Genomic DNA, 18,818 nt, shown 5'->3' on the forward strand with positions numbered 1-18,818 from the left:
CGTCCGATTTCTGGCCGGCCGGGGGCGGTGACCGTGCGCGCGCTCGCCGATGCCATCCCGGAGCCGTACTGGCTGCGGCAGCCGGGCGCGCCCGAACCGGCGGACCCGCTCACCACGGCCGAGAACGCCGACCTGGCCGTCATCGGCGCCGGCTACAGCGGACTGTGGACCGCGCTGCTCGCCAAGGAACGCGACCCCGGCCGCGACGTCGTCGTGGTCGAGGCAGGCACCGCCGGGTGGGCGGCGTCCGGGCGCAACGGCGGCTTCTGCGCGGCGAGCCTCACCCACGGCTTCGACAACGGGCTCAGCCGCTTCCCCGGCGAGATGGACACCCTCGAGCGGCTCGGGCGCCGGAACCTCGCCGAGATCGAGGACACGGTCCGGCGTTACGACATCGACTGCGACTTCTCGCGTACGGGTGAACTGCACGTCGCCACCGCCGGGTGGCAGGTGCGGGAGCTGGGGGCGTACCACGCCGCGGCGGCCGGGCGGGGCCTCGACGTGCGGCTGCTCGACCGGGACGCCGTGCGGGCGGAGGTGGACTCCCCGACGTACCTCGGCGGGGTCTGGGACCGCGACGGCTGCGCGATGGTCGACCCGGCCCGCCTGGTCTGGGGCCTGCGCCGGGCCTGCGCCGACCTCGGCGTCCGCTTCTACGACAACACCCGCGTCGACCGCATCGACACGATCCCCGGCGGCCTGCGCCTGCACACCCTGCGCGGCCGGGTCGACGCCCGCCGGGTCGCCCTCGCCACCGGCGCGTACGGCAACCTGCTCCGCCGCCTGCGCCACTACGTCATCCCCGTCTACGACTACGCCCTGATGACCGAGCCTCTCACCGCCGGCCGGCTCGCCGCGGTCGGCTGGGCCAACCGCCAGGGCATCGGCGACTCGGGCAACCAGTTCCACTACTACCGGCTCACCGCCGACAACCGCATCCTGTGGGGCGGCTACGACGCCGTCTACTACCGCGGCGGTCGCATCAGCACGGACCACGACCAGCGCACGGCGACGTTCCACCTGCTGGCCCGCCACTTCGCGGAGACCTTCCCCCAACTCGACGGCCTCCGCTTCACCCACAAATGGGGCGGCGTCATCGACGCCTGCAGCCGGTTCAGCGGCTTCTACGGTACGGCCCACAGCGGGCGCCTCGCCTACGCGGCGGGCTACACGGGCCTCGGCGTCGGCGCCACCCGCTTCGGCGCCAACGTGATGCTCGACCTGCTCGACGGGGCCCGCACGCCCCTGACCACCCTGAAGCTGGTCCGCTCCAAGCCGATACCGTTCCCCCCGGAACCGGTCCGCACGGGCGTCATCCAACTGACCCGCTGGTCGATAGCCCAGGCGGACCGCCACGACGGCCGCCGCAACCTGTGGCTGCGCACCCTGGACCGGGTCGGCCTGGGCTTCGACTCCTGAGATCAGCGCGAGGTGGGTCATCCGCTGCTGCATCGCCGCCTGGTCCCGGGCGCCGATCCACGTCGTCATGGGAGGTCCTCGGGCCGCAGGCGGTCGAGAACCTGGCGGCCCAGGCCCGGCGGGACGCCCCGGTCGATCAGGCCCCGGCGGATCAGGTCCAGGTCGGCGCCGTGCCCGCGCAGGTGGTCGATCAGCGGCGCGGAGCGGTCGGGACGCCCGCGGACCAGTTCGGACAGCAGGCGCAACTCGAGGCGCACGGCCGGTACCGCCCACCGGCGAGCAGCGCCCGCGCCGGCGCCCGGTGCGAGACCCGGAGGGTGATCGGGGCTGCCCGGCACCGGGTGGCCGGGGCTGCCCGACGCTGGATAGTCGGGGCTGCCCGACGCGGGGTAGTCGGGGCTGCCCGGCACTGGGTGGCCGGAGCCGTCCGACGCGGGGTGGCCGGGGGCGCAGGGCACGAGGACCGAGTGCCGCCACGGGCCCTCGCCCGCGCACTCGAAGGCGTCGCTCTCGACGGGATACTCGACCGTGCTGAAGCCGACCTTCACCCCGTCGACGACGTAGTGCGCGAAATACTGCTCGGCGCCCGCGAGCCAGGCCGGCGGATCCAGGCACGGGAACCCGTCCAGCGCGGCGGCGAACCGGTCCACATCGGCGCGGTCGGCGACGAGGACGTCGATGTCGCCGGTCGGCAGGGTGACGCCCTGCAGCAGCGCCGCACCCGTGCCGACCAGCCGGTAGTCCGAGCGCGGGCGGGCCCGATCCAGCACCGTGGCCAGCACGGCCACCAACTCGTCGCGGTCCCGTAGCGGGCGGAAGTTCCCCATCCCCGCATCGTGCCCGAGGGGTACGACACAACGGCCTTGGGCATCCTAGGAGGCTGGGTTGAATGGTGGCTGGAGATGGGGCACGGCCGGGGGAAAGGTTGCGGTGGGCTGGAGGCTGGGCTGAGGCGGCCTTGAGGACGGCCCGGCAGAATGGGACGTGCCCGGCCGGGAACCGCGGTCAGATGGCCGTGACGCTCAGACGCCCGAGTGTCACCGCCGCCGATGCGGGCCGGCCGGGCAAAGACCAGAACGGCCGGGGCAAAGACCGGAGCGCGGCCGGGCGGAGACCAGTGCGGCCGGGCGGAGACCGGAGCGCGGCCGGGCGGAGACCAGAACGGCCGGGCCGAGACCAGAGCTGGCCGGGCAGATGCGGAGCAACCCGTTCCGGGATGCAGACGCCATGGTCCGGGGTCCCGGGGCTCGGTCAGCGGCGTTCCCAGGTGTCGCGGAGGGCTGTTGCTCTCAGGGCCGCGTTGATGCCCAGCCAGCGCAGCGGTTCCGGTTCCCAGGGGCGGGAGCGGTGGCCCACCCAGGGCAGCGTCGTGCGTTCGGTGAGGTCGCCCGCGATCAGGTCGGCGAGGGTGCGGCCCGCCAGGTTGGCCGCGGCCACGCCGTCGCCGACGTAGCCGCCCGCCCAGCCCAGGCCCTCGTGCAGGCCGACCGAGGGCATCCAGTCGCGGGGGATGGCGAGGGGGCCGCCCCAGCGGGCCGCGATCGGCGGGTCGATGCCGAACAGTTCGGTGAGGGTGCGGCGCAGGGCGGAGAAGACCGACGGTTCGTGGTCGTAGCGGGGGCGTACGCGGGAGCCGAAGTGGTAGGGCGCCCCGCGGCCGCCGAAGGCGAGGCGATCGTCGGCGGTGCGCTGGCCGTACACGATGAGGTGCCGGTCGTCGCTGAAGGTCTCGCGCCTCGCGAGGCCGATGCGGGACCAGGTCGCGGGGTCGAGCGGGGCCGTCGCGATCATCAGGGAGTAGACCGGGGCGAGGGTGCGGCGGTGGCCCGGCAGGCCGGCGGTGTAGCCCTCCAGCGCCCGCACGATGGTCGGCGCCCGGACGGTGCCGTGGTCGGTGCGGACGGAACCCCGGGTCAGGGACAGCACGCGGGTGCCCTCGTGGATCGTGACGCCGCGTCGTTCGACTGCCGACGCCAGGCCGCGGACGAGGCGGGCCGGGTGCAGGGCCGCGCAGTCCGGGCTGTACGTGCCGCCGAGCACGCCGGTCGCCCCGCAGATCCTGGCGGCGGTCTCCGCGTCGATGAAGTCCGGGGACGCCTCGGCGCGGCGGAGCTGGGCGGGGGTGCGGGCGAGCGAGACCGTGCCGCCCTTCGCGTAGTGGCAGTCGATGTGCTCGGCGGCGGCGACCCGGCCGACCTCGTCGACGGTGTCCGCGAGGTGGCGGTACATGACCTCGGCGCGGTCCTCGCCGTAGCGTCCGGCCAGTTTCCGGTACGGGACCGGGAAGAGCCCCGAGCACCATCCGCCGTTGCGCCCGGACGCGCCGAAGCCGCAGTATTCGGCCTCCAGCACCACGATGCGCAGGTGCGGTGCCGCGAGCGCGAGGTAGTACGCGGTCCAGAGCCCGGTGTAGCCGCCGCCGGCGATCGCCACGTCGGCCGTGGTGTCGCCGGGCAGCGGGGCGCGCCGGGTGAACGGACCGAGGGAGTCCAGCCAGAAGGACGGGGTCAGAGCCGGGTCCATGCCTCGCTCAGCACCGTACGCAGAATCTGTTCGATCTCGGCGAAGTGCTGCTCCTCGCAGACCAGCGGCGGGGCGAGCTGGACGACCGGGTCGCCGCGGTCGTCGGCGCGGCAGTAGAGGCCGGCGTCGAAGAGTGCCTGGGAGAGGAAGCCGCGCAGCAGCCGGTCGGACTCGTCGTCGTCGAAGGTGGCCTTGGTGGCCTTGTCCTTGACCAGCTCGATGCCGAAGAAGTAGCCGTCGCCGCGGACGTCGCCGACGATCGGCAGGTCGGTGAGCCGGTCGAGGTACGAGCGGAACAGCCCGCTCTGCTCGCGGACGTGCCCGTTGAGGTCCTCGCGTTCGAAGATGTCGAGGTTGGTCAGGGCGACCGCGGAGGCGACCGGGTGGCCGCCGAAGGTGATGCCGTGCGCGAAGGACGCGGTGCCGGTCAGGAACGGCTCGACCAGGCGCTCCGAGGCGATCATCGCGCCGAGCGGGACGTAGCCGGAGGTGAGGCCCTTGGCGCAGGTGATGATGTCCGGGGTGTACCCGTACCGCTGGGAGCCGAAGTACTCCCCCAGCCGGCCGAACGCGCAGATCACCTCGTCGGAGACCAGCAGCACGTCGTAGCGGTCGCAGATCTCGCGGACCCGCGGGAAGTAGCCGGGCGGCGGCGGGAAGCAGCCGCCGGCGTTCTGCACCGGTTCGAGGTAGACGCAGGCGACGGTGTCGGGGCCCTCGAACTCGATGGCCTCGGCGATGCGGTCGGCGGCCCAGATGCCGAACTGTTCCTCGGTCATGGACTCGTCGGGGCGCCGGTAGTAGTTGGTGTTCGGCACCCGGACCGTGCTCGGCACCAGCGGCTCGTACTGCTGCTTGAGCAGCGGCAGGCCGGTGATCGACAGGGCGCCCATGGTGGTGCCGTGGTAGGCGACGTTGCGGGAGATCGCCTTGGTCTTCATCGGCTTGCCGGTCAGCTTGAAGTAGTTGCGGGCCAGCTTCCAGGCGCTCTCGACCGCCTCGGAGCCGCCGGTGGTGAAGAAGACCCGGTTGAGGTCGCCGGGGGCGAGCGCGGCGAGGCGCTCGGCCAGCTCGACCGCGGTCGGGTGGGCGTAGGACCAGACCGGGAAGTAGGCGAGCTCGGCGGCCTGCTTGGCGGCGGCCTCGGCCAGCTCGGTGCGGCCGTGCCCGGCCTGCACCACGAAGAGCCCGGACAGCCCGTCCAGGTAGCGCTTGCCGTGCTGGTCGTAGATGTACGGGCCGGAGCCCCGCACGATGACCGGCACCTCGCCGGCGCCCGGCCCGGTGTACGCCGACAGCCGGGTGAAGTGCATCCAGAGGTGGTCGCGGGCCGCTGCTGACAGGTCCTGGCTCATCTCGTTCCCCACGCGTAGGTCTGTTTCGCGAGCTTCAGATACATGAACGTCTCCGTCGCCGAGACGCCCTCGATCGCCCGGATCTTGTCGTTCAACAGCTCCAGCAGGTGCTCGTCGTCGGTGCAGACCAGCTCGGCGAGCATGTCGTAGCCGCCGGCGCAGATCACCACGTAGTCGACCTCCGGGATCGCGGCGATCTCGTCGGCGACGCGGCGCATGTCCCCGATCACCTTGATGCCGACCATCGCCTGGCGGGCGAAGCCGAGCGTCAGCGGGTCGGTGACCGCGACGATCTGCATGAGCCCGTGGTCGAGGAGCCGCTGCACGCGCTGGCGCACGGCGGCCTCGGAGAGCCCGATGGTCTTCGCGAGCGTCGCGTACGACATCCGCCCGTCGCGCTGGAGGTGCTCGATGATCTGCTTGTTGATGCTGTCCAGGGCCTGGTCCGTCACGCCGCGATTATCCCCTCCGGCATTCCATGTACATACGTTTATCGCAGCTCCCGGCGCTCTTGACAAGTGTTTCCGTGGCCACAACGCTCTGCGGACAAGGTTTCAGTTGGCGAAAGGCGCCCCTCATGCGCATCCTTCTCGTCGGGGCCGGCGGCGTGGGCACCGCGGCCACCGGCATCGCCGCCCGGCGTGACTTCTACGACCGTTTCGTCGTCGCCGATCACGACCTCGCGCGCGCCGAGCGGGCGGTCGCGTCCCTCTCGGACGCCCGCTTCACCGCGGCGCGGGTGGACGCCTCCGCCGCCGGCGGCGTGGCCGCGCTGTGCCGCGAGCACGGCATCACCCACGTGCTGAACGCGGTCGACCCGCGCTTCGTCATGCCGGTCTTCGAGGGCGCCTTCGCGGCCGGCGCCGACTACCTCGACATGGCCATGTCGCTGTCGCGCCCGCACCCCGAGCTGCCGTACGAGCGGACCGGCGTGAAGCTGGGCGACGAGCAGTTCGCGGCCGCGGACCGGTGGGCCGGCTCGGGCCGGCTGGCGCTCGTCGGCATGGGCGTCGAACCGGGGCTTTCGGACGTGTTCGCCCGGTACGCCGCCGATCATCTCTTCTCGCGCATCGACGAGATCGGCGTCCGTGACGGCGGCAACCTCGTCGTCGAGGGCTACGGCTTCGCGCCGTCGTTCTCGGTGTGGACGACGATCGAGGAATGCCTCAACCCGCCGGTCATCTACGAGCGCGGCCGGGGCTGGTTCACCACCGAGCCGCTGTCGGAGCCGGAGACCTTCGACTTTCCCGGCGGCATCGGGCCGGTCGAGTGCGTGCACGTCGAGCACGAGGAGGTGCTGCTCATCCCCCGCTGGGTCGACGCCGGCCGGGTCACCTTCAAGTACGGGCTGGGCAAGGAGTTCATCGACGTGCTGCGGACCCTGCACAAGCTGGGGCTCGACCGTACGCATCCGGTCCGGGTCGGTGGCGTCTCCGTCTCGCCGCGCGACGTGGTCGCGGCGGTGCTGCCCGACCCGTCCACGCTGGGTGACCGGATGAGCGGTGCCACCTGCGCGGGCACGCTGGTGAGCGGGCTCGACAAGCAGGGCCGGCCGAGCACCGTGTACCTCTACCACGTCGTCGACAACCGGTGGTCGATGAGCGAGTACGGCTCGCAGGCGGTGGTCTGGCAGACGGCGGTGAACCCGGTGGTCGCCCTCGAACTGCTCGCCGCCGGGACGTGGTCGGGCGCCGGCGTCCTGGGCCCGGAGGCCTTCGACGCCGTGCCCTTCCTCGAGCTGCTGACCGCGTACGGCTCGCCGTGGGCGCTACGCGCCCAGTAGGGACTCCCGCAGGATCTCCAGGCCGCGGTCCACCTCCCGCTCGCCGATGACCAGGGGTGGGAGAAAGCGCAGAACGTTCCCGTACGTCCCACAGGTGAGCACCAGCAGCCCGGCGTCGTGGCACGCCTTCGCCACCGTGGCCGTGCGGGCCGCGTCGGGCTCGATGCCGCCGGGCTTGACCAGCTCGATCGCCAGCATGGCCCCGCGCCCGCGCGCCTCGGCGACGCCCGGATCCCGCTCGGCGAACCCGCGCAGGACCGGGAGCATGCGGGCCTCGATGCCGCGCGCGGCGGCGGCCAGATCGAGCTCCCGCATCGTCTCGACGGCGGCGAGGGCGGCCACGCACGCGAGCGGGTTGCCGCCGTACGTGCCGCCGAGGCCGCCCGCGTGCACGGCGTCCATCAGCTCGGCGCGGCCCGCGACGCCGGCGATCGGCAGGCCGCCGCCCATCCCCTTGGCCGTGGTGACCAGGTCCGGTTCGACGCCCTCGTGCTCGCTGGCGAACCAGGCTCCCGTACGGCAGAAGCCGGTCTGGATCTCGTCGGCGACGAGGACGGCGCCCGCGCCCTTCGCCCAGGCCGCGATGGCGGGCAGGAAGCCCGGCGCCGGGACGACGAAGCCGCCCTCGCCCTGGATCGGCTCGATCACCACCGCCGCCACGTTGGCGCCGCCGACCTGCTTCTCGATGACGTCGATCGCGCGGATCGCCGCGTCCGGCCCGGACAGGCCGCCGTCGCGCAGCGGATACGACATCGGCACCCGGTAGATCTCCGGCGCGAACGGCCCGAACCGGTGCTTGTACGGCATCACCTTCGCGGTCAGCGCCATCGTCAGGTTCGTCCGCCCGTGGTACGCGTGGTCGAACACGACGACCGCCTGCCGCCCGGTGGCGTGCCGCGCGATCTTCACCGCGTTCTCGACCGCCTCGGCGCCCGAGTTGAACAGCGCCGCCCGCTTGTCGAACCGGCCCGGGGTCAGCGCGATCAGCTGCTCGCAGACCGCCACGTACGACTCGTACGGCGCGACCATGAAGCAGGTGTGGGTGAAGCGTCCGGCCTGCTCCCGGACCGCCTCGACGACCCGCGGCGCGCTGTTGCCGACGCTGGTCACGGCGATGCCGGAGGCGAAGTCGATCCACTCCCGCCCGTCGACGTCGCGCAGGGTGCCGCCGCTCGCGCTGTCCACGTAGGACGGCACGACCGAGCCGACGCCGCGCGCGACCGCCGCCGTACGCCGCTTGTGGAGCTCCTCGGAGGACGGCACGCCTCACTCCCCCGTGTAGTGCATGACGTGCTTGATGCGGGTGTAGTCCTCCAGGCCGTACACGGAGAGGTCCTTGCCGTGACCGGAGTGCTTGAACCCGCCGTGCGGCATCTCCGCGACCAGCGGGATGTGGCAGTTGACCCAGACGCAGCCGAAGTCCAGCCGCCGGGTCATCCGCATCGCCCGGCCGTGGTCGCGGGTCCAGACCGAGGACGCCAGGCCGTACTCGACGCCGTTGGCCCAGCGGACCGCCTCGTCCTCGTCGGTGAAGCGCTGCACGGTGATGACCGGGCCGAAGACCTCGTCCTGGATGATCTCGTCGGCCTGGCGCAGGCCGGAGACGACGGTCGGGGTGTAGAAGTAGCCGCGCTCGCCCTGCCGGGCCCCGCCCGCCTCGACCGTGGCGTGGTCCGGGAGCCGGTCGACGAAGCCGCTGACCCGCTCGAGCTGGCGGGCGTTGTTGAGCGGGCCGTAGAGCACGTCCTCGTCGTCCGGGGCGCCGGTGCGGGTGCCCCGGGCCTGCTCGGCGAGGGCGGCCACGAAGTCGTCGTGGACGCCCGGCCCGGCGAGCACCCGGGTGGCGGCGGTGCAGTCCTGCCCCGCGTTGAAGTAGCCCGCCTCGGCGATCGCGGCGGAGGCGGCCTCGACGTCGGCGTCGTCGAAGACCACCACGGGGGCCTTGCCGCCCAGCTCAAGGTGGGTGCGCTTGAGGTCGGCGGCGGCGGACCCGGCGACCTCCATGCCCGCGCGTACGGACCCGGTGATGGAGACCATCCGCGGCACCGGGTGGCCGACCAGGGCACGGCCGGTGTCCCGGTCGCCGGTGACGACGTTGAACACGCCCGGCGGCAGGAACTCGGCGGCGATCTCGGCGAGCAGCACCGTGGTGACCGGGGTGGTGTCGGACGGCTTGAGCACCACGGTGTTGCCCGCGGCCAGCGCCGGCGCGATCTTCCAGACCGCCATCATGAGCGGGTAGTTCCACGGCGTGACCTGCGCGCAGACGCCGACCGGCTCGCGCCGCACGTAGCTCTCGTAACCGGCGAGATACTGCCCCGCGGAGCGCCCCTCGAGCAGTCGGGCGGCCCCGGCGAAGAAGCGGAGCTGGTCGACGGCGGGCGGCAGCTCCTCGCTCGCGGTGAGCCCGAGCGGCTTGCCGGTGTTGCGCGACTCCGCCGCGACCAGCTCTTCGGCGCGGGCCTCGACCGCGTCGGCGAACCTGAGCAGCGCGCGCTGCCGCTCGGCGGGGGTGGTGTCCCGCCAGCTCTCGAACGCGGTGGCGGCGGCCGTGACGGCCCGGTCGACGTCCTCCTCGCCGGACACCGGCGCGCTGGCGAACACCTCGCCGGTGGACGGGTCGACCAGGTCGGCGTAGCGGCCGCCGGCCGGCGCGGCGGCGGCCCCGCCGACGAAGTTGTGCAGCACGGTCTTGGTCATCCGGCCTCCCGGTTCCATGGCGGACAGGTGCGGTATCAGGCTTCGCAGGCCCATCTTTCCACCGAATCCGCAGCTGACAAGCCCCTGTAGCCGCCAGTTCCGTCGATCAGCCCCGTGCGTGCGTGTGCGGCGCCCCCGGGTGGCCGCCGTCGCCCAGCAGCTCGGTCATCCACGGTTCCCGGGGCACCGCGTCGGGGCCGGCCACCCGCATCGCGCCGAGGCAGGTGAGCAGCATCCCCATGGCGAGGAACTGCCGCGCCTCGTCCTCGTCCGCGCCGGTCAGCTCGCGGACGGTCCGGTAGATCCGGCCGAAGCAGTCGCGCACGACGGGGCCGACGGCCGGATCGGCGCCGGCCGCGAACCCGTGCAGCAGCACGGTGATGAGCTCCCGTTCGGCCAGCATGTCGTCGTACGCCGCGCCGAGGCTGTCCAGGGTCGGGGCAGCGGCGGCCGCCCGCCGGAAGCGCTCCTCGATGCGCCGCCCGGCGTGGTCGAGGGTCGCCAGGAACAGTTGCTGCTTGGTGCCGAAGAGGCGGATCACGTACGGCTGCGAGACCCCCGCCAGCCGGGCGACCTGGTCGGTCGTGGTGCCGGCGTAGCCACCGGCGGTGAACGCCGTGAGGGCCGCCGCGAGCAGCTGTTCGTGACGTTCCTCGGCGCTGAGACGGGTCCGTGCCATCCGCCGATGTTATCAGCCGATAACTTCGAGGCCGCCGGCTCTTGCGCAAGGCATCGGATGATAACTAACCTCGTGGCAAGCTAGTTATCATTCGATAACCACAAGGAGTGCCACCATGTCCCTCGCCACCGATGCCCCGGAACGGGTCCGGCAACGACCGGCGCGCCCGCTCGCCGCCGTGCTGGCCGCCGTCGGCATCCCCACCTTCATGGTCACGCTGGACAACCTCGTGGTGACCACCGCGCTGCCGGTGATCCGCACCGAGCTGGGCGCCTCCCTCGCCGACCTCCAGTGGTTCGTCAACGCCTACACGCTGCCGTTCGCCGCTTTCCTGCTCACCGCCGCGGCGCTCGGCGACCGGCTCGGGCGGCGGCGGATGTACATCGCGGGAATCGTCGTGTTCACCCTCGCCTCCGCGGCCGCCGCGCTGGCCACCGAGCCGTGGATGCTCACCGCCGCGCGGGCGGTGCAGGGGCTCGGCGGGGCGGCGGTCGCTCCCCTGTCGCTCACCCTGCTGGCGCAGGCCGTACCCGATCGGCTGCGCAACGCCGCGGTCGGCATCTGGGGCGGGATCAGCGGGCTCGGCGTCGCGGTCGGGCCGGTGGTCGGCGGCGCCGTCGTCGAGGGCCTGCACTGGTCGTGGATCTTCTGGCTGAACGTGCCCGTCGGGGTCGTCGCGGTGGTGCTGGCCGGCACCACGCTGCGCGAGTCGCGGGGCGGGGCGCCACGGCTGGACCCGCTCGGACTGCTCCTGTCCGCCGCCGGGATGCTGCTGCTCGTCTGGGGCGTGGTGGACGGCCCGGACCGCGGCTGGACCTCCGCGCGGGTGCTCGGCATGCTCGTGAGCGGCAGCGCGCTGCTCGCCCTCTTCCTCGCGTGGCAGGCCCGCAACCGCACCCCGATGCTGCCGCTGTCGCTCTTCCGGTCGCGCGGGTTCGGCCTGGTCAGCATCGTGACGCTGACCTTCTCCGCGGGCGCCTTCGGCTCGGTCTTCCTGCTGGCCCAGTTCTTCCAGGTGGTGCAGGGGCTCGGCCCGCTGGAGGCGGGGATCCGTACGCTGCCGTGGACCATGGCGCCGATGGTGGTGGCGCCGCTCGCCGGCATCTTCGCGGACCGCGCCGGGGTCCGGAACCTGATCGTCGCCGGCCAGGTGCTGCTGGCCGCGGGCGTGCTCTGGATCGCGCTGGCCACCACCACGACCGTGTCGTACGGCGACCTCGTGATCGCGTTCGTGCTGGCCGGCGTCGGCATGGGGCTGACGTTCGCGCCGATCAGCACGATGGCCCTGGGCAGCGTCACCGAGGCGGAGCGCGGGGTCGCCTCCGGGGCCAACAACACCCTGCGCGAGCTGGGCGTGGCGGTCGGCGTCGCGACGCTGGCGTCAGTCTTCAGCTCGTACGGCGGTTACACCAGCCACGAGGCGTTCGTCGACGGGATCAGGCCCGCGGTGCTGGTGGGCGCCGCCGTCATCGCCGCCGGGGCCGTGGTGGCGATCTGGCTCCCCCGCCGCCCCAATATTTCATAAGTAAGTCCAAGTATTGCGGGAATGTGTCCGCCGCTGTCACGATGACCGTCGATCCGTCATCCCCCTTCCCTGCCGGCGGATCCGAGGAGTCCCCATGCCCCCCTCTCGCCGCACCGTCCTGTCCTCGATCGCCGCCGGCGCCGCCGCGCCCCTGCTCCCCGGGGGCACGGCGGCGCCGGCCGCCTCCCCGCCCGGCGACGTGGTCGGCAAGATCAGCGCCGGTTACCAGGGGTGGTTCTCCTGCCCCGGCGACGGCGCCCCGATCGGCGGCTGGTGGCACTGGAGCCGCGACCGCTTCCAGCCGCCCTCGCCCGCCAACACCACCATCGTCAGCTGGCCGGACCTGTCCGACCTCGACCACGGCTACCCGACCGCGTACCCGAACCTCGGCAACGGGCAGCCGGCACGGCTGTTCTCCTCCTACGACCAGCAGACCGTCGACACGCACTTCCGCTGGATGCGCGACCACGGCGTCGACACCGCGGCGCTGCAACGCTTCGACCCGACCGGCGACGAAGGGCCGACCCGCGACGCCATGACGGTCAAGGTCCGCGCGGCGGCCGAGGCCACCGGCCGCAAGTTCTACATCATGTACGACGTGACGGGCTGGACCGCCATGCAGTCCGGGCTCAAGGCGGACTGGTCGGCGAAGATGGCCGCACACACCGCGTCGCCGGCGTACGCGCGCCAGAACGGCCGGCCCGTCGCCTGCCTCTGGGGCTTCGGGTTCGACGACCCCGGCCGCTCGTTCTCCCCGGCGCCGTGCCTCGAGGTCATCGCCTGGTTCAAGGCCCAGGGCTGCTACGTCATCGGCGGCGTGCCGACCTGGTGGCGGCTGGGCATCAACGACTCGCGCCCCGGCTTCCTCGACGTCTACCACGCGTTCCACATGATCTCGCCGTGGATGGTCGGGCGCGCGGCGACCCCCGAGGACCTGGACTCGTACTACGCGAACGTCAACACCGGCGACATCGCCGACTGCGCCGCGCACGGCATCGACTACCAGCCCTGCGTGCTGCCCGGCGACCTGTCCTCCGGGCACCGGCGGCACGGCGACTACTACTGGCGCAGCCTCTACAACATGATCCGGCTCGGCTCGCAGGGCCTCTACGTGTCCATGTTCGACGAGTTCAACGAGGGCAACCAGATCGCCAAGACCGCGGTGTCGGCACAGTGGGTGCCGGCCGGCTCGGGCATCCGCGCGCTCGACGAGGACGGCACTGTCTGCTCCGCCGACTACTACCTGCGGATCACCGCCGACGGCGGCCGGATGCTGAAGGGACAGCTCCCGCTGACCGCCGTACGCCCGACCCCGCCGGTCGTCGACGGCCCGGCGCCGGACCTGGCGCTGCGGCGCCCGGCCACGGCAGGCAGCCAGACCCAGGCGTACGCGGCCGGCAACGCGGTCGACGGGGACGCCGGGTCGTACTGGGAGAGCGCCAACCACGCCTTCCCGCAATGGTGGCGCGTCGATCTCGGCGCGGCGCTGTCCGTGTCCCGCGTCGTGCTCCGGCCGCCCCCGGGGTGGGAGCGCCGGACGCAGACGATCGAGGTGCAGGCGAGCACGGACGGCACGGCCTTCTCGACCGTGTCCGCCGCCGCGGGCCGCGTCTTCGACCCGGCGACCGGCAACCAGGTGACGATCGCGTTCGCCGCGGCCACCGCCCGCCACCTGCGGGTCACCGTCACCGCGAACAGCGGCTGGCCGGCGGGACAGCTGTCGGCCTTCGAGGCGTACGCGCGCTAGGCGGCCGGGGCCCGCGCCCCGGCCGCCGCGCGGGGCGTCAGCCGATGCTCACCCAGGCGTCGTCGAGGCTGCCGTGGAACTGGTCGTTGTTGGTGCCCGTACCCTTGCCGCCCAGGCTGAGCGGCTGCGTGGTGACCACGGACAGCGCCGCGGGCAGCGTCTTCGAGCCCTCGACCCGGTCGTCCACCAGGATCGTCAGGGTGGTGCCCGCCCGGCGGCACTCGAGCTTGTGCCAGGCGCCGTCGGCCATCGACTTGCCGCTCTTGGCGAGGTAGATCGTGGTGGCGGTCTTGTCGCTCATCACGCAGCTGGGCTTGCCGGAGACGCCGTCGACCTGGAGCTTGTACTGGCCGCCCGCGGTCGAGTAGCCCTTCTGCAGGATGTTCTCGCCCGAGGACGTCTCGGCCGGGGACAGCAGCACGAGGGCGCCGTACCGCAGATCCTTGGCGCCGGGGTTGAGGTCGGCGGCGTCGGCCGCCTGGAGCACCACCCGCGGGCAGGTCGTGCCGGTGCACTTGGGCGGGAACACGACGGCCTGGCCGGCGCCGTGCGGCACCCGGGTGAGCGTGCCGCCGTTGACCGACACCGTCCTGAGCAGGTGACCGTTGCCGGAGCCGTCGTCGTACGTGCCGTCGGCCACCGTGGAGTCGAAGTTGTACGAGGCCACGTAGGGCGACGGCGGCGCGGGCGGCACCGGGTTCCGCGCGGTGGGGCCGCCGAACGAGGCGTACCGCTTCTGCGTGACGCCGCCGATCGTGGTGAAGTCGCCGCCGACGCTGAGCAGGCCGTTGCCCGCGCTCGCGGTCAGCGTGCGGACGCCGACCACGCCGTTGGCCTGCGGCGCCCACTCGGTGAGGTTGCCGGCGCCGTCGACCGCGGCCAGCTTGACGCGCGGCACCGAGCCGTCCGTGCACACGCCCTTGACGCCGTTGTTCGTGGTCGTGCAGGCCTTGTCGAAGTGGCCGCCCACGTACGTGGTGCCGTCCAGGGTCGCGATGGCCTGGGCGTCGCCGTCGAAGACCCGGGTCCAGCGGGCCTGGCCGGCGAAGGTGTACGCGATGGCCCGGCCGCCCTGCCCGCCGAGCGCGGCGTAGACCCCGGCGCCGTCGGTGGCGAGGGCGAACACCTGCGACACCGGCTTGGGCAGGAAGCTCTTGTCCAGCACGCCGCTCACCGCGTCGACCGCGGTGAGGCGCAGGGTGGACTTGACCGCGTTGGTCTTGTGGAAGCTGCCGCCCAGGTAGACCTTGCCGCCGGCGACGGCCAGCGCGTTCACCGTGTCGTCGGTGGTCGGCGCCCACGGGTCCAGGGCGCCGGTGGCGGTGCTGAACGCCGCCAGGTTGGACCGCGCGACGCCGTCGACGGCGGTGATCCGGCCGCCCACGTACAGCCGGCCGCCGGCCACGGCGAGCGCGTTCGGCTTGCCCAGCACGGTGTGCTTCAGCGCGCCGGGCACGCCGGTGGTGGCGTCGACGGCGGCGAGCGCGTCCCGCGACGCGCCCCCGACCTTGCCGAAGTCGCCGGCGGCGAAGACGGTCGCGCCGTCCACGGCCAGGGCGCGCACGGTCGAGTCGGCCCCGGGGTTCCAGTCCAGCAGGGTGCCGGTGCGCGCGTCGAAGGCGGCGAGGCGCGCCCGCGCGACGGTCTTGCCGCTGATCACGGCGCCGGTGAACGAGCCGCCGACGTAGACGGTGTCACCGCGGTGGGCGACGGCGAACACCGGGCCGTTGAAGGAGGGTGCGCCTGCGGGCGTACCGGAGACGACCTCGGCCAGGGCGGCACCGCCCGCCGCGACCAGGACGGTCGCCACGCCGACGGTGACCAGCTTTCGGGTGGCGGATTTCAGGCCATTTCGGTTGTTAAGCACACCAGCAGTCAACGGCGCTCGCGCCCCGGAGGACGCGAGCGCCGGCGATCTCTTCCCCTACGGGGTGACGGTGAAGGTCCGGGTCGCACCGGAGAACGGCTTGATGCTCCCGGTCAGACCCTTCGCGTCGCCGTGGTGCACGATCCGATAGCTGCCCGGCGCCGCACCGGCGGGAACGGTCCAGGCGATCTGCGCCGTGGAGACGCCGAGGTACTCGCGCTTCCAGCGGTAGGTCGTCTGCCACCCCGCGTCGGTGGACACCGTCGTCCACGCCCCGCCGTCCTGGCGCTGCACCTCGAGGAACGTGCCCTCGTTGCGCAGGTTGTTGTTCGGATGGCCGGTGACGAAGTCGGCGCGCACGGTGGCGCCGCGGGCGTACGAGGCGTCGGGCTGGGTGACGACGCTGCCGAAGGACTTCCCGAGCGGCGGCGTGTCGAGCACCACCCCGGGCCGGACGCTGATCCGGTTCTGCGGCAGGGCGGGCGGCTGGACGGCGCTCGGCGTGGGCTGCCCGGTGCGCAGGGCGACGGCCAGCTTCGCCAGCTCCTGCGCGTACGCCGGCCCGGTGTAGCGGCCGAAGTGCGTCGCGGCGCCCTCGTAGTGCTGCAGGTCGTACTCCTCCGGGGTCGTCACGTAGCCGGCGTAGGCGTTCGCGTACCCGGCGAGGATCTGGTGGGTGGCCACCCCGCCGAGTTCCGCGGCGACCGCGTCGCGCACCCGCTGACCGGCCACGACGGTGAACTCGCCGGGCGCGGTGGTGATGGCGAGCTGGCCGATGCGCAGGATCTGCAACGGCATGATCTGCGGCGTCCACGGCGGGCTCTGGCTGCCGCTGCCCAGGAAGACGTCCTTGGGCGCCTGGCAGGCGCGGACCTCGGCCGGCGTCGGGTTCACCACGATGCCGGCGAGCAGCAGCAGCGGGTTGGTGCTGAGGTCGCCCTCCTCGACGATCGGCGGGCCGGGGCCGTCCTCGGCGCCCGCGGTGAAGTTCTGCCCGAGCGCGCCGGGGCAGGTCCGGTGCGCCTGCCCGTCCGGCGTGTACTGCCCGGCGACCTGGACGGCCGAGAAGTCGACGTACCGCCCGCGGGCGTCGACCGGACCGGTGAGTTCCTCGGTCGCGCTCTCGAACAGCTGCTGCGCCCGGTCCGCCTGGAGCTTGCCGATGATCCGGGTGTTCTCGAACTCGTCGTCGGTCGGGCCCTGGGCGCCGCCGTTGCGCAGGTTCGGCGACATGTCCCCGGCGTTGGTCTGCGCGAACGCGGCCACGAACGCGCCGCGGTGGGCCCAGTCGACGCCGTGCACGCCGTCCTCGATCAGGTGCGCCGCGTAGCCCTTGTTGTCGGCGCTGATCAGGTGGTTCGCCGGGGTCATGGAGGTGCCGTGGGTGGCGAAGAAGTCGAGCAGGCCGACCGGGCGGCCGCCCTGCTCGAAGCGGAGCACGGTCATCCGGGTGTCGACCGCGCCGGGGAACCTCGCCCGGTCGGCCGCCGGATTGTTCTGGAACGCCGGCAGGGACCGGTTGACGTTCGCGCCGGAGAGGGTGCCCTCGGCGATCTTGACGGTGCCCGGCGCGAGGCCGTCGTGTGCCGCGCCGACGGCCCGGACGATGCCGGAGACGATCGCCTCGAAGACCGGCGCCTCGAAGCCCAGCGTGGTCAGGTTCCACATCAGGTACTCCGAGAACCCGCCGGGCCCGGAGTGCGTGTGGGTCGCGGTGAGCACGACGTTCTGGTCGGTGTACGTGGTGCCGTACCGTGCCTGGAGCCGCTTGAGCACCTCCATCTGGACGGCCTGGGTGACGAAGTCGATCTCGGCGCTGACGAAGGCGACGTGGCGCCCGGCGCCGTCGGCGACCACGAAGGCGCGGGCCCACTGGCGCGACGCGATGCCGGAGGTGGTCTGGCCCGGGTCGGCGTAGCCGAGCATGCCGACCTCGGCGGCTTCCCCGGTGATGTCCCCGATGCCCACGCCGACGCGATAGCCGTCGGCCGCGGAATTGTCCGCGGTGGCCGATGCGGGCGCGGGAGAAAGGGATAACAGGCCGACCGTGAGAACGCTGAGCAGGCGTTTGGCGGACAAAGGCACCTCCGGATATAGACCGAGGCCGATCGTTAGGGCCAGATGCTAATCCGGTTCATGTTTTCCCGCACGGACTGTGGAATACTTCCGAGACTTGAAACCGAAACTTACGAGGAGGCGCCCGTGGCACGCGTGACCATCGCCGCGATCGCCCGGGAGGCCGGGGTCTCCGTGCCGACCGTGTCCCGGGTCCTGAACGGCCGCGCCGACGTGGCCCCGCAGACCCGGGAGCTGGTGGAGAACCTGCTCAAGGAGCACGGCTACCGCCGCCGCGCCTCCCGCCAGCAGACCGGCAAGGCGGCCCTGGTGGACCTGGTCTTCAACGACCTCGACAGCCCGTGGGCGGTCGAGCTGATCCGCGGCGTCGAGGACGTCATGCACGCCGCCGGGGTGGGCACCGTGGTCTCGGCCGTGCACCGCCGCTCGACGGCCACCCGCCAATGGCTGCAGAACCTGTACGCCCGCCAGTCCGACGGCGTCATCTTCGTGACCTCGGACCTCAACACCCCCGTCTACGCCGAGCTCCAGCGCCTGAACATCCCGGTGGTGGTGATCGACCCGGCCGGCGGCGCCCCGATGGACATCCCCACGATCGGCGCCACCAACTGGGCCGGCGGCCTCTCGGCGACGCAGCACCTGACCGCCCTCGGCCACCGCCGGATCGGGTTCATCGCCGGGCCCAAGAACCTGATCTGCAGCCGCGCCCGGCTCGACGGCTACCGCACCGGCCTCGAGACGGTCGACGAGTCGCTGATCCGGCAGGGCGACTTCCTGTACGAGTCGGGCTTCGCCGGCGGCCGCTCGCTGCTGGACCTGCCCGACCCGCCGACCGCCATCTTCGCCTCCAGCGACACCATGGCCCTGGGCGTCTACGAGGCGGCCCGGCACCGCGGGCTGCGGGTCCCCGACGATCTCAGCGTGATCGGCTTCGACGACCTGCCGGAGGCGCGCTGGGCCTCGCCGCCGCTCACCACCGTGCGCCAGCCGCTCGCCGAGATGGGCGGGCTGGCCGCCCGGACCGCGTTGCGGATGGCCCAGGGCGACGACATCGAGACCCCCCGGGTGGAGCTGGCCACCGAGCTCGTCGTGCGGGACAGCACCGCACCCCCGCGCACCCCGGCCCAGGTCTCCTGAGCCGGGG

General features: G+C 72.9%; 14 protein-coding genes. 5 read left to right on the forward strand and 9 right to left on the reverse strand.

Going from position 1 to position 18,818, the window contains the following annotated elements; all coding sequences use genetic code 11:
* Window positions 1–33 precede the first annotated feature (33 nt).
* Window positions 34–1,419, forward strand: a complete 1,386-nt coding sequence (locus tag CLV70_RS01915; protein WP_106124996.1) for an NAD(P)/FAD-dependent oxidoreductase — start codon at window positions 34–36, stop codon at window positions 1,417–1,419.
* 65 nt (window positions 1,420–1,484) lie between these two features.
* Here the strand turns inward: CLV70_RS01915 and CLV70_RS01920 are convergent, their stop codons facing one another.
* The 4 genes from CLV70_RS01920 to CLV70_RS01935 all read right to left on the reverse strand — a co-directional run bounded on the left by CLV70_RS01920 (window position 1,485) and on the right by CLV70_RS01935 (window position 5,749).
* Entirely contained in the window at window positions 1,485–2,246 is a 762-nt protein-coding gene (locus CLV70_RS01920) for a hypothetical protein (protein WP_106124551.1), read from the reverse strand.
* 424 nt (window positions 2,247–2,670) lie between these two features.
* Window positions 2,671–3,942, reverse strand: coding sequence for an NAD(P)/FAD-dependent oxidoreductase (locus CLV70_RS01925; protein WP_106124552.1), 1,272 nt, complete (start codon window positions 3,940–3,942; stop codon window positions 2,671–2,673).
* Entirely contained in the window at window positions 3,927–5,297 is a 1,371-nt protein-coding gene (locus tag CLV70_RS01930) for an aspartate aminotransferase family protein (RefSeq protein WP_106124997.1), read from the reverse strand. Before CLV70_RS01930 ends, CLV70_RS01925 begins: the two co-directional genes overlap by 16 nt.
* Window positions 5,294–5,749, reverse strand: a complete 456-nt coding sequence (locus CLV70_RS01935; protein WP_106124553.1) for an Lrp/AsnC family transcriptional regulator — start codon at window positions 5,747–5,749, stop codon at window positions 5,294–5,296. The genes CLV70_RS01930 and CLV70_RS01935 overlap by 4 nt, the downstream gene beginning before the upstream one ends.
* A 125-nt stretch (window positions 5,750–5,874) precedes the next feature.
* On the opposite strand from CLV70_RS01935, the gene CLV70_RS01940 reads away from it, so the two are divergent.
* Entirely contained in the window at window positions 5,875–7,080 is a 1,206-nt protein-coding gene (locus CLV70_RS01940; protein ID WP_106124554.1) for a saccharopine dehydrogenase family protein, read from the forward strand.
* On the opposite strand, the gene gabT is transcribed toward CLV70_RS01940, so the two are convergent.
* The 3 genes from gabT to CLV70_RS01955 form a co-directional block, all read right to left on the reverse strand.
* Window positions 7,066–8,343 (reverse strand): 4-aminobutyrate--2-oxoglutarate transaminase, encoded by a 1,278-nt coding sequence (gabT, locus tag CLV70_RS01945; RefSeq protein ID WP_106124555.1) that lies wholly within the window; start codon window positions 8,341–8,343, stop codon window positions 7,066–7,068. The two genes, CLV70_RS01940 and gabT, sit on opposite strands and share 15 nt — an antisense overlap.
* 3 nt (window positions 8,344–8,346) lie before the next feature.
* Window positions 8,347–9,780, reverse strand: a complete 1,434-nt coding sequence (locus tag CLV70_RS01950) for a gamma-aminobutyraldehyde dehydrogenase (RefSeq protein ID WP_106124556.1) — start codon at window positions 9,778–9,780, stop codon at window positions 8,347–8,349.
* A 106-nt stretch (window positions 9,781–9,886) separates the two neighbouring features.
* Window positions 9,887–10,459 (reverse strand): TetR/AcrR family transcriptional regulator, encoded by a 573-nt coding sequence (locus CLV70_RS01955; protein WP_106124557.1) that lies wholly within the window; start codon window positions 10,457–10,459, stop codon window positions 9,887–9,889.
* Between the two features lie 115 nt (window positions 10,460–10,574).
* On the opposite strand from CLV70_RS01955, the gene CLV70_RS01960 reads away from it, so the two are divergent.
* Together CLV70_RS01960 and CLV70_RS01965 are read left to right on the forward strand one after the other, a co-directional pair.
* Entirely contained in the window at window positions 10,575–11,984 is a 1,410-nt protein-coding gene (locus tag CLV70_RS01960) for an MFS transporter (protein ID WP_106124558.1), read from the forward strand.
* A 94-nt stretch (window positions 11,985–12,078) separates the two neighbouring features.
* Window positions 12,079–13,731, forward strand: a complete 1,653-nt coding sequence (locus CLV70_RS01965; RefSeq protein WP_106124559.1) for a glycoside hydrolase family 99 protein — start codon at window positions 12,079–12,081, stop codon at window positions 13,729–13,731.
* 37 nt (window positions 13,732–13,768) lie between these two features.
* Here the strand turns inward: CLV70_RS01965 and CLV70_RS01970 are convergent, their stop codons facing one another.
* Both CLV70_RS01970 and CLV70_RS01975 read right to left on the reverse strand, forming a co-directional pair.
* Window positions 13,769–15,598, reverse strand: a complete 1,830-nt coding sequence (locus tag CLV70_RS01970) for a LamG-like jellyroll fold domain-containing protein (RefSeq protein ID WP_106124560.1) — start codon at window positions 15,596–15,598, stop codon at window positions 13,769–13,771.
* Between the two features lie 57 nt (window positions 15,599–15,655).
* Window positions 15,656–17,677, reverse strand: coding sequence for a neutral/alkaline ceramidase (locus tag CLV70_RS01975; RefSeq protein WP_211303600.1), 2,022 nt, complete (start codon window positions 17,675–17,677; stop codon window positions 15,656–15,658).
* Window positions 17,678–17,800: 123 nt separating this feature from the next.
* Between CLV70_RS01975 and CLV70_RS01980 the strand changes: the two genes are divergently transcribed.
* Window positions 17,801–18,811 (forward strand): LacI family DNA-binding transcriptional regulator, encoded by a 1,011-nt coding sequence (locus CLV70_RS01980; RefSeq protein ID WP_245907959.1) that lies wholly within the window; start codon window positions 17,801–17,803, stop codon window positions 18,809–18,811.
* Window positions 18,812–18,818: the final 7 nt, after the last annotated feature.

Origin of the sequence: Pseudosporangium ferrugineum (assembly GCF_003002065.1) — a bacterium.
Lineage (GTDB): Bacteria > Actinomycetota > Actinomycetes > Mycobacteriales > Micromonosporaceae > Actinoplanes > Actinoplanes ferrugineus_A.